We start from the raw sequence: 12,676 nt of genomic DNA, 5'->3' as shown, positions 1-12,676 counted from the left end.
TTTAATCTAGAACAACATGAAAAAATATTTCGCAATAATAATACTCGGGTTGATAGGTATGATCTATAGCTCTTGTAAGAAACAAGATTTCAACTATCCCGAAGGATACGTTGGAATATCTAAAATCACAAAATATGCCACCTTTACCATGAAAGGTGATGCATATCAATCGATCGTTAAAGGCAGTACTTATACCGAACAGGGGGTTACAGCCAAAGAAGGGAGCAGCGATTTAACTGTTAAGGTTTCAGGTTCGGTAAATACCGCAACGGTAGGTTTGTATGTTATTACCTATAGTGCAACTAATGGAGATGGTTTTCCGGCAACGGTTAACCGTTACATTGCAGTACTTCCTTCAGCTGAGGTTGCCGGCTCAACTATTGCAGGTGATTATAATTATGCAACCGGAGGAACAACTTCCACAATTAGCAAGTTGGCACCAGGGTTTTATCAGGCAAATAATATTTGGTCGGCAGCAACTACAATTTCGGCCTATCTGCTCTCGGTTGATGGGCAAAGTATTATTGTTCCAAGTCAGGCAAATGCTTTTGGGACCCTTAGTGGCACAGGAACTTTGGCAGGAAGCAGTTTAAAATATGTGGTGAGCATCCCTGAGCAGGGTATCAGCAATTCGACCAGAAGCTGGGTTAAGAAATAGTAAGTTAGATTATTAAATTAGAGCACGATGAAAAAATATTTTTATATACTAACACTTTTTGTATTAAGCATATCTGCCTGCAAAAAGGATGAACCGGTGGGCGGTACAGCAGTACAAGACCTTTCGGGAGAGTGGTGGGTTCAGATTGATGGAACTGGCGATTATTATGGGATTTCTACCTATAACACAGCGGATAACTCTCCAAGCCAAATGTGGTTGAATGTTACCAAGTTTTATGGTAATGCTGATAATACTATATTTGGTAAAGTAAATGTGAATGTTGATAACAAGACCTTTACTGGGCAGAATGTTGTTAATAAAGGAACATATGCCGGTGGTTTAACTTTTACCGTAACCAATGGTAAAGTAACACCAAATGGTGCATTTGGTCCATCATCTAAAGCCCAAACCGATGCTATAGCGCTGGATGTTGAATTTTCGGATGACCCGGGAACAGTTTACCATCTTAAAGGTTACCACCGGACCAAATTTGTTGACGACGACCATTAAAATTTAGTTAATGTTTATTGCAAAGCCTTTCAATTATTTTGAAAGGCTTTGTCATTTTAGCTAAAATATAACGATTAAAAAGACGTCGGAAATTCATTTGTGTATTATTATGTTTACGCAGTTTATCAACTAATTATTTAGTTTTTCTCTGTTGTGTGAAAAAAAAATATTTGTTCTAACTAAAGAGAGGCACAATTGTTAAAAATTGTTAAAATAAATTTGGTGTTACACCTAACTAACTATACATTAGCACTAATTAATCATTAACTAACCTATTTTCAAATTATGAAAAAACTTCTACAAAGTTTGTTCATATTGATGTTTGTTGCTGTAACAGCAATGGCTCAAGAAAGAACAATCACTGGTACAGTTACATCATCAGACGACAAATTGCCGATTCCTGGTGTAAGTGTAAGAGTAAAAGGTACACAAACAGGTACCGTAACAGATGCCAGCGGAAAGTATTCCGTTAAGGTAACTGCAAATTCTACAACGCTTGAGTTTACTTACGTTGGCTATGTAGCAATAAGTAAAACAATTACTGGCTCTGTATTAAATGTTGCTTTGGTTGGCGATGCTCAATCGCTAAATGAAGTAATTGTTACAGCAGGTGGTTTAACAAATTCAAGGAAATCAATCGGTACAGTAACAACTACTGTAAAAGCTGATCAATTAATTGCCGGAAAACCAACGAACATTGCAAGTGGTTTACTTGGAAAGGTGGCTGGTTTGCAAATCAACACTACTTCTGGTGGAACAAACCCTAATTACAGAGTAATATTAAGGGGACAAAGATCTTTAACGGGTAACAACGAAGCTCTTATTGTATTAGATAATGTAATTGTACCTAATTCAGTTTTGGGTAACCTTAATCCTGAGGATGTTGCAGATGTTACTACGTTGAATGGTGCAAGTGGTGCAGCTCTTTATGGTTCAGATGCTTCAAACGGTGCGTTAATTATTACAACTAAAAAAGGTAAAGCTGGTAAACTTGAGATCAAAGCTCAACAAACACTGACAGTTGAACAGGTTGCTTTTTTTCCTAAATTGCAAGAACAATTTGGTGGAGGTTCTGATAACGATCTTAAAATTTATTTAGGTTATGAAAACCAACAATATGGTCCGGCATTTGACGGTGTACCAAGACCAATAGGTTTACCGTTGGCTGATGGAACGGTTAAAACAAGTCCTTATCAATGGGGTAATGATAAATATGACTTCTGGGACAATGGATTAACTTCACAAAGCGATTTATCTATTTCTTCAGGAGATGATAAAGGAACCTTATTTATTTCTGGGCAATATGTTGATGCAAGAGGAACACTGCCAAAAGATAAATTCAATAAAGCTAATGTGCGGTTTAATGGTACAAGAAATTTATTGAAAAATCTTTCAACCAGTTTCGCCATCAGTTATGCTCAAAACCGTTATGATCAAACAACCTCTACTGGTTTTTATGATCAAATGTTACAAAGCCCAGGTAACCTTCCAATTACCTCATTAAAAGATTGGAAAACAGATCCATTTGCAGATCCAAGTGGTTATCCAAATGCATATTACACAAACCCTTATTTTAGTATAGATAACTTCCGCGAAAAAGTAAGAAATGATTATTTTACAGGAAGCTGGGATCTAAAATACAGCCCTGCTAAATGGGTTGATTTAACTTATCGTGTTGGTTTCAATAGCCGTAATAATTCTGGTAAATCTTATTCTGACATTTACAAATTCAATGATTATATCAAAACAAGACCTGAAGTAGGAGCTTACAAAAAAACTGATATTGTAGGTGGTGTTACTGATAACTCTTTATATACATCCAGAATAGTAAATGAATTCCAAGCTGCATTTAAACAAAAAGTAAGTGACTTTGATTTTAATTTGGTTTTAGCTGCCTATTTGCGTCAGGATCGTACAAAATCTTTAGATGCTTCAGTAAGTGGTTTAGTACAGCCAGGTTTGTTTAATTTGAGTAATAGTACCAATACGCCAACAGCAAATGAATCTAACTATCTTGCTAGACAACAAGCGGTATATGCGGTATTAAACGTAGCTTTCAAAAACTATCTGTTCTTAAATGCAACAGCTCGTAATGATTGGGATTCCCGTCTTTCAGCTGCAAACCGCTCATTCTTCTATCCTGCTGCGAATTTATCATTTGTACCTACAGATGCAATTCCTGCACTAAAGCAGTTTAAAGAATTAGACTATTTAAAATTGAGAGCTGGTTTATCTAAAGTAGGTTTGGTTAACGTAGGAGGATCATCAACATCACTAGGTGCTTACCGCCTTGATCCCGTTTTCTATCAAAACTCAGGATTCCCATTTAATGGTATTGGTGGCTTTACTGTAGGAAATAGTATTGTTTCTCCAAATATTACCCCAGAATTTTCTTATTCATTTGAGGCAGGTACAGATATGGCATTCTTGAAAGAGAGAATTAATGCAAGTTTCACTTATTATCATACCATATCTAAAAACCAAACAGTAACAGCTTCTGTCGCAAACTCATCTGGTTACAGTACATATTTGCTAAATGCTGGTCAAACAAGCAGTAGAGGTATAGAAACCAGTTTAAATTTGGTGCCAGTGAAAACGGCTAACTGGAGAGTCACAGTAGGTGCTAATTATTCTCATTATAACAACATGGTTGATGAATTATTAGCTGGTATTCCTAGTATCAACCTATCTTCTACAACTAATGCCGGATCTTATGGCATTGCTGGTCAGCCATTCCCAGTTCTTCAGGGAAGATCATACAATAGAGATTCTCAGGGAAGAATTATTGTTGATAGAGCAACTGGTTATCCTTCAGGTACATCAACTCTTTCTGTTTTTGGTGCCGCCGCTCCAACTGATATTTTTGGACTAAACTTTACTGCTTCTTTTAAAGGTATTACTTTGTCTGCTTTAGCTGAATATAGGGGTGGATATAATGTGTATAACGGAATAGGTCCAAGTAGTCTTGATTTTAGCGGAGCTGGTATCAATACTGTTGCCTACAATAGAGAGCGTTTTGTGATTCCTAATTCATCTTATTTAGATCCAACTACTAATACTTATGTAGCTAATACTAATATTACCGTTAAAGATGGTGGTCCAGGTTATTGGTCTATAGGTGGGCCTAGAACAAACATTGATGAAAATTACATTACTTCAGGTAATTTCTGGAAGATAAGAGAGATTTCACTTGCATACGATTTTCCTGCATCTTTATTGGCAAAATCGAAATTTATTCGCTCTGCTAGAATAAGTGCCCAGGGGCGTAACTTATTTATTTTCTTGCCAAAAACTAACGTATATACTGATCCTGAGTATAATAGTAATGCTACAACAAATAGTGGAAACGGAGTTGGCTTAAACGGCACTCAAACGCCTCCATCACGTTATTACGGAGCTACATTGTCACTAACTTTTTAAAACATAGATCATGAAGAAAATATTTATATTGTTTTTTGCAGCGACGGTGGGCATTTCTTTGTCTTCATGCAAAAAATACCTCGATATTAATACAAATACAAATCAACCTACCAGTGGTACGCCAGAATTAGTACTGCCTCAGGCTTTAACAGCGGTGGCTGGCTTAACTTGGGGTCAGGTACCATTAGAAGGTACACCTCCTAATTCAGCTAACGCAACAACTTCTGGTTCATTCAATTTTTATGGTTCACAAGTTGTTGGTTATGTATCCAATGGCGGTGGAGTAAGTGGTTGGGGAGCAATTATCTCGTATGATTATGCTTCTACAGACTGGCAACGTTTATGGAATAATAGTTATGATGTTGCAACCGACTTACAATATGTTATTGATAATACTGAAGGTAAAGCAGGTTATGCTCAGTTTAATGCTGCGGCTAAAGTTATGAAAGCTTATACCTTTCAGCGTTTGGTTGATCAGTATGGAGATGTACCTTATAGTGATGCATTAAAAGGAGCTGCTAGTGTTACTCCCAAATACGACAAAGCAACTGACATTTACAAATCACTTGCTGACCTTTGCGATGCAGCAATTGTTGCATTCAAGGCAAACCCTGCTGCAGCTAGCAATTTTAAAGGTGCAGATGTAATGTTTGGTAGTAGTTCTTCTACAACTGTGGAAATAACGCGCTGGATTCAACTTGCTAACACTTTAAAATTAAGATTGATTTTAAGAGGTGGTACTAAAGTTGCGTTTACGAATAAAACTTTTGATGCTGCTGGCTTTTTAACAGATGATGCTCAGGTTAATCCTGGTTATGGAAAGGTTTCAGGTAAGCAAAATCCAGGATGGAATGGTTTCACTTATTCATTTGCAGGCGCGGCTGTAGCTGCCGGAGCCCAATATACTCCAACACCATTCATTATGGGATTCTATAACGGCTCAAAATTGAGCGATGTAGCTAGAGCAAATGTTGTTTATAAATCAGGAACAGCTACAGCAACAAACCAATTGGGTAACCAGTTAGCTACTGCTGGCCGTGGAGCAGTACCAAATTCTTGGTTCAGAGGAACAAGTTCTACGTCTTATGAGTCTATTGGTATTTTCAAAGGTCCGGATGCTGCGCAGCCAATTTTGCTAGCGGCAGATAGCTATTTCTTACAGGCTGAAGCTATTCAAACTGGTTTGCTCACTGGTGCTGCCCAAACAGCCTTTAATTCTGGTATTCAAGCTTCATTCAGATATTTATATAAAACGAATACAGGCGCAATAGCAGCAGGTAAAGATCCTGTAGCTGACGCAGCCGCATACCAGGTTGCAAATGCAGGGAGCTATTTAGCGAACTATAACTTGGCATTAACTCCAGCACAACAATTGGAAGCAATCATTACTCAAAAGTATATTGCACTTAACCTAATCTTTGGTGATGAGGCTTGGAATGAGTATAGAAGAACTGGTTATCCTGCAAGTAATTCTGATATTAATCAGGCTACACCTGCGCAGACCATAGTTTCTATCGCAGGTTTGTCTACTGCTGCCGATAAGCTTCCAGCAAGATTACTTTATCCAAGTACTGAATTTACATATAATTCAGCCAATGTGCCTAGTGGAATAAATAAATACACTAGTAAAATATTTTGGGCTAGATAAAAGAGGTTGAATAATATAAAAGAAAATAAGATGAAAAGAATATTAAGTATAGCAATGTTGCTATCGGTATTATTATTGAGTTCTTGCCTTAAATCTGATGATTTGATAGGGCCTGATGCAAAAAATAGTGTAGGAGCAATTATAGAATTCGATAATCCAGACTACATTGCTTCTGGATCTTTGACCGCAAGTGTTAAATTGGCAAGGTATCAATTAACTTTACCTAAGGGTGCTGCTTCACCATTGAAGATTAGAGTAAATTATAGCGGAACAGGTAAATCAGCACCTTCAGATGTAACTGTTGGTTTAGGGGTTGATGCTGCCGCTTTAACTTTGCACAATACCCAAGCGAGTAAAAATTATAATCTCATACCAGCTACATGGTATACCTTGCCGTCAACTGTGGTAATACCTGCCGGACAAGCCGGAGTAGATTTTATTATTCCAATTAATACGAATAACTATGTTACTGGTCAAACTTATGCGTTACCATTAAAAATAACCTCTGCCTCTCAAGGAACAATTAGCGGGAATTTTGGTGCAATAATCGTAGCGGTTGCTGCTCAGTAAAGAATAGATAATTTATTTAAGTGTTTAATACTTAAGCTTAGATTTCTTGATGAATTTGGAATAGCTTCCTCTTTATCATATATAATCGTAATAAAAAATGGTAATTTTCCTTAGGAAAATTACCATTTTTTATTTTCACTTAACTAGGCAGAAAAAGTGCATCTATGAGAAAAGCTCAATTCTTTGATCAATACTTGTATGGCTTCTGTTTTTAAATAAAAACCTCAGAATCCCGTCTCAACAATCAGACAACTAGCTTGTTAGTTGCCTATTTCGCCTGGGTAATAGTAATCAAAACGTCATAATTTAACTAAAGTCTCGCTTTTTTAAAATTTTGGGACTTAAAATTCGGCCCCACTTAAATTATTTTTTAAATTAGAAGCCTAATTAATCAATTATCCCAAACTAACTTAAATTTCATGAAAAAACTTCTACAAAGTTTGTTCGTGATGATGTTTATTGCAATTGCTGCAATGGCTCAGGAACGAACATTAACAGGTATAGTTACATCGCAAGATGATAAAATGCCTATCCCTGGAGTAACAGTAAAAGTTAAAGGTACCCAATCTGGTACTTTAACAGATGCAAACGGAAAATTCTCTGTACGTATCCCATCAGGTGCAACCACATTGGATTTCTCCTACATCGGTTTCTTAACCCAAAGCAAACCTATTTCAAATGGAAGCGTTATCAACGTATCATTGGTAGCAGATTCAAAAACTTTAACCGATGTTGTTGTTGTTGGTTATGGAACTACCACCAAACAAGCCTTTACGGGTTCTGCTAAAGTTGTAGGCGCTGCAGATCTCGAAAAAAAGAGGGTATCAAATGTTTCACAGGCGCTAGCAGGTGAGGTATCAGGTGTAAGGGTAATCAACACCAGCGGCCAGCCTGGAACTGTTGCTACTATCCGAATTAGGGGTATTGGCTCAATTAATGGTAATAGAGATCCATTGTATGTGTTAGATGGAGTTCCATTCAATGGAAGTTTAAACTCCATCAACCCTGCCGATATCGAATCAACAACGGTGTTAAAAGATGCAGCGGCAACAGCTATTTATGGATCTAGAGGTGCCAATGGTGTGGTGGTGATCACTACAAAATCAGGCAAAGGAAAAACTGGATTTATTGATGCTGAGGTTAATTTTGGTACTAATGCAAACTGGCAACCACGTTACGATGTGATTAAATCCCCAGAGCAGTACGTTGCTTTAGCATGGGAATCTTTATACAATCAAGGCTTAGGTTTGGCTACGCCAACAGCTGATCCAGTTGCTTATGCAAATGCTAGGCTATTTGGGCCAACGGCTGGAGGATTTCCTGCCGCGAGGAATATTTGGAATGCTGCAGGTGGTTCTTTGATCAATCCGGCAACCAGGCAGTTTTACGACGGTATAACCAGGAAATTTGATCCTGAAAGTTGGGAAGACTATGCTTTCCAAAGTTCTGCTCGTAAAGAAGCAGTGGTAAGATTTGGAGGAAGCTCAGAAAAAACTAGCTATTATACATCATTCGGTTATTTAGATGATAAAGGTTATGCCATTAAATCTAGATATGAGCGTTTAGCTGGGCGATTGAATTTGACTCACGAAGTTAAACCATGGTTATCGGGTTCGGTTAACGTAGGCTTTATTACAGCTAAACAAAATAACCCTGGCCAAACCAGCGATTCAGGAAGCCTATTCTGGTTTGTTGATAACATGCCACCTTTGTACCCGGTATTTTTAAGGGATGCAAATGGTAATAAAGTTGCTGATCCGATTTTTGGTGGTGATCAGTATGATTACGGTACCGGAAGGGGTTTTGCAGCTTTAACAAACTCTATTGCTGACACTAAATACAATACCCGTAGGAATGATAGAAATGAGTTGAACGGAAACGTAGCATTAAATGCAAAAATTATTCCTGGCCTTACTTTCGAAAATACTTTCGGTATAACCTATTGGAACAATGCAAACGTATCGTTAACCAATAAGTTTTATGGCTCAGCCGCATCTCAGAAAGGATCTATTTCATTGACGAGACAGGATTTAACATCGATAAACCTGTTAAACTTGTTAAGGTATAAAAAGAGTTTTGGGGCAAGTAATTTTGAAATGCTTGCCGCACATGAAATCACCAACTATAAACAAGGCTACTTAAATGCATCAAGGTTTAATCTTGTGCAGAATGATTCAGAAGACTTGAATAACGGTATCGTGAGCAATCCAAGTACCTCTTATAAATTAGAGTACAAATTGGATAGTTATTTTGCACAGGTTAATTACGATTATCAAAGCAAATATTTCTTATCTGGAAGTTTAAGGAGAGACGGTTCTTCTAGGTTTGTTAGAAGTAAATGGGGAACATTTGGTTCAGTTGGTGCTGGCTGGTTAATTTCAGCGGAAGATTTTATGAAGTCTCAAAAAATCTTTAGCTCTTTAAAACTTAAGGCTAGTTATGGTTTAATCGGTGATCAGGCTGGTGTTGGCTATTACCCAGGATACGATACTTTCAATATTGACAATGTTGGAGATCAGCCTGGATTTTCGTTCAATACCAAGGGTAATCCTGATTTAACATGGGAAACAGCTAAAATGTTCCAAACCGGTGTTGAGTTTGATTTAGGTAAATATGTTTCAGCATCTGTTGATTACTATGTGAAAAATACAAATAACCTGATTTTTGATAAAAGGGTTGGACCATCAATTGGTTACGCTTTAATCAAAGTAAATGATGGTAAACTTAGAAACCAAGGTTTAGAGTTCGATGTAACGGGCCACATCATAAAAAATAGTGCTTTCCGTCTGGATCTGGGTGTTAATGGAGAGATTGTGAGCAACAAGATCACTGCGATGCCTATAGATGCTGCAACCGGACAACAAAAATTGATCGATATCCAAGGAAACTATGGTTATGCAGTTGGCCATTCTATCTATGATTTTTACACTAGAGTATCAACCGGTGTAGATCCTGCTGATGGTAGGGCAACTTGGGAAGCATATTATGTAGATGTTGATGGAAACGGAACACCAAAATCAGGTTCTATTGAAACGGGAGCAGGAGAATATATTTCATCTTTAGCTCCATACTTGGCGCTTAACCCAAATGCGAAAATTGTAAAAACAACTACTAAAACTTACGCAGATGCTGCCCAACAATATACCGGACAATCTTCAATACCGAAAGTTAGGGGTGCTGTTAACTTAACAGCTGGTTACAAAGGTTTCGACTTGAGTGTCCAAGCTTTATATAGTTTAGGTGGTTATGCTTACGATGGTGCCTATGCAGCATTAATGCACAATGGTACCGTGGGAAGTAATAACTGGAGTACCGATATTTTGAGAAGATGGCAAAAACCAGGTGATATCACAGATGTGCCAAAATTATCAAACAACCAAACACCAAGTGCTAATGGAAACTCAACACGTTTTATCACTAAGGCGGATTATTTAGCCTTAAATAACGTTCGTTTACAATATACATTTACATCTGGAATATATACTAAACTTGGTCTAAATGGTTTAAGCATTTGGATTTCTGGTGATAATTTGTATTTCACAAGTAAACGTAAAGGATTTTTCCCTCAAACAGCTGAGGCAGGAAACTCCGATACCTACAGATATTTGCCAAGTTCAACATTGTCTGCTGGTTTAAGAGCTAAGTTTTAATTAAAGAAATCAAGATGAAAAATTTAAAATATATCATTACCGGAGCAATTGCATTAAGTGTTTTTGCAAGTAGCTGTAAAAAAGAATTTTTGGATGAAAAGCCACATGAATTAATTTCTACAGATCAGTTAGCTGATGCCGTTAAACAAGATCCAACGCTATTAAAGGGGATGGTTTCGGGGCTGTATTCCACAATGTACAATACAGGTACTGGAGGAACAACAGGTCATGATGATTTTGGTCAGAAAGGCAACGATATCTATTCTGATATGCTCGCATCAGATATGATGCTGGGGGCTCAAACATATGGTTGGTATGCAACAGTAGCAAGATATCAGGCTACTAAGGATTTTACTTCTAACCAAGCTTATGTTCCTTGGCGTTATTATTATCGAATCATATTTGCAGCAAATACCGTGATTGATGTTTTAGGTGGAAATGACGCAGTATTAACAGATGTGAACCTGAAGAATTACATGGGGCAAGCGAAAGCAATGAGGGCATATGCTTATTTTTACTTAACGCAATTTTATGCTGAAAAAGGTTATGGAACAGGTGCAGAAAAAATTCTGCCACTATATATAGATACAAAAGCTCCAAATCAGCCCTTAAGCACTTCAGCCCAAATATTTGATCAGATTGTAAAAGATTTAACAGAGTCTATACAGATTTTAGCTACTTATAATCGCACAAACAAAGGAGAAATTAATGCTGATGTAGCAAAGGGTTTGTTGGCGTATACTTATGCTGCCAGGGGAACAGATGCTGATTTGGCAAAAGTAATAACCTTAACAGACGAAGTTCTTGCTAAATTCCCTTTAACAACCAAAAATGCTGTGGTAGCTCAATTGGATGGTACAGGTAAGTTACTTAATCCAGAATCAGGATTTAATAATGTAGCAACACCAAGCTGGATCTGGGGCGCAGATTTAACCATTGCAAGTAATTTGGATTTAGTTTCATGGTGGGGCCAGGTAGATGTTTATACATACAGCTATGCGTCGGTAGGGGATGCAAAGGTTGCTGATAATGCTCTTTATGCATCCATACGTGCTGATGACGTAAGAAAAAATCAGTTTGTAAATTCTGCTACATATAAAGGATTGATCCCGACAGGTAAATTTTTCGACCCTGCTAGAGTAATTCAGGGCCAAAGACAGGTTACAACAGATTACATTTATATGAGAGCCGATGAAATGCTATTGTTAAATGCAGAAGCAAAAGCAAGATTATCTCAAGATGCCCCTGCCAGGGATGCATTAAAGAAACTATTGGCTTTAAGAATTACAGATTTTAGCTATGTAGACGGTTTAAGTGGAAATGCGCTTAAAGAAGAAATCTACCTTCAATCGCGTATCGAGTTATGGGGCGAGGGTAAAACTTACCTGGCTGTAAAGCGTAACAAACACTCCGTTACTCGTGGTTCTGCAAACTTATTCTTTCCAGGTGAAACGTTTGCCTACGATTCTGATGAACTAACATTTCCAATACCTCAGGCTGAGGTAATTAATAATCCAAACCTTAAAAAGTAATATATTAAGGTTAATAAAAAGCCCGGTTCATCAAAAGTGATCCGGGCTTTTTGTTTTTTAAAATATGGAATGCTGATTAGATCTAATTTTCGAGATCTGCACTGCTTTAACATTAAAACACTAATTATAAGGTAACTATATCAATAATATTTAAATATGTGTAGTTTTATACTTATTCTATAGCTATTTGGGCCATTTTTTAAGTTTTTCTTGGTATTGCTGCTTCCTGCTGATAATTTTTTAATCTATTTTTAATGTAATTGTATCATTTTTATCAAGAAAGGTGGTTAAAAATTAATTGTCTTTTTTTTTTTTATTGTTTTAGCGGCTTTTTGGTAGGTTTTGCTTAGTTTTTAATCAATAAGCACCTAATCCTGTAGAAATTACTGCTGATTTTTTTTTGTAAAATTTGCATGACATCTATCTAAGTGCTATATTGTATTATTAACCAGAACTAAACTAACTTTTATGAAATAACTCGCGTAGAGTTTGTTCGTATTGCTGCTTATTGCAACCGGAGCAATAACCCAAATCGAACAATTGGAAGTGCCTCAATGGTCAATTAAGACCGTAATTGCCATCCAGTAAATATTAAAACTAAAATTTCAGCTACGGGAACCACAGTAGTTGTTTGTTTTTAAATTTATTCAGTCAGAGGTTTGCTCAGTGTTTCTAATAATCAGTTATT

The 12,676-nt window shown here is 37.0% G+C and carries 7 protein-coding genes; all 7 read left to right on the top strand.

Annotated elements, in window-relative coordinates:
* Nucleotides 1–16: 16 nt before the first annotated feature.
* The gene (locus DRW42_RS15345; RefSeq protein WP_113949706.1) at nt 17–658 is read left to right on the top strand and encodes a DUF5011 domain-containing protein; all 642 of its coding nucleotides are present in this window, start codon (nt 17–19) and stop codon (nt 656–658) included.
* A 27-nt stretch (nt 659–685) separates the two neighbouring features.
* On the top strand, nt 686–1,168 hold the full coding sequence (locus DRW42_RS15340; protein WP_113949705.1) for a lipid-binding protein: 483 nt from the start codon (nt 686–688) through the stop codon (nt 1,166–1,168).
* Nucleotides 1,169–1,453: 285 nt separating this feature from the next.
* Nucleotides 1,454–4,588 carry a SusC/RagA family TonB-linked outer membrane protein gene (locus tag DRW42_RS15335; protein ID WP_244215293.1) on the top strand — a complete coding sequence of 1,045 codons (3,135 nt, stop codon included), beginning with the start codon at nt 1,454–1,456 and terminating at the stop codon, nt 4,586–4,588.
* A gap of 10 nt (nt 4,589–4,598) precedes the next feature.
* Nucleotides 4,599–6,236 (top strand): SusD/RagB family nutrient-binding outer membrane lipoprotein, encoded by a 1,638-nt coding sequence (locus tag DRW42_RS15330; RefSeq protein ID WP_113949703.1) that lies wholly within the window; start codon nt 4,599–4,601, stop codon nt 6,234–6,236.
* Nucleotides 6,237–6,266: 30 nt separating this feature from the next.
* A complete protein-coding gene (locus DRW42_RS15325) occupies nt 6,267–6,806 on the top strand; it encodes a DUF1735 domain-containing protein (protein WP_147243755.1) in 540 nt (179 codons plus the stop codon).
* Between the two features lie 419 nt (nt 6,807–7,225).
* The gene (locus DRW42_RS15320) at nt 7,226–10,456 is read left to right on the top strand and encodes a SusC/RagA family TonB-linked outer membrane protein (RefSeq protein WP_113949701.1); all 3,231 of its coding nucleotides are present in this window, start codon (nt 7,226–7,228) and stop codon (nt 10,454–10,456) included.
* Between the two features lie 14 nt (nt 10,457–10,470).
* Nucleotides 10,471–11,988 (top strand): RagB/SusD family nutrient uptake outer membrane protein, encoded by a 1,518-nt coding sequence (locus DRW42_RS15315; RefSeq protein WP_113949700.1) that lies wholly within the window; start codon nt 10,471–10,473, stop codon nt 11,986–11,988.
* The last annotated feature ends 688 nt before the right edge of the window (nt 11,989–12,676 follow it).

It is taken from the genome of Pedobacter miscanthi, from assembly GCF_003315595.1.
Classification (GTDB): Bacteria; Bacteroidota; Bacteroidia; order Sphingobacteriales; family Sphingobacteriaceae; genus Pedobacter; species Pedobacter miscanthi.
The sequence above is the reverse complement of the archived record's forward strand: the minus strand, read 5'-3'. Positions and strand labels throughout refer to the sequence as shown.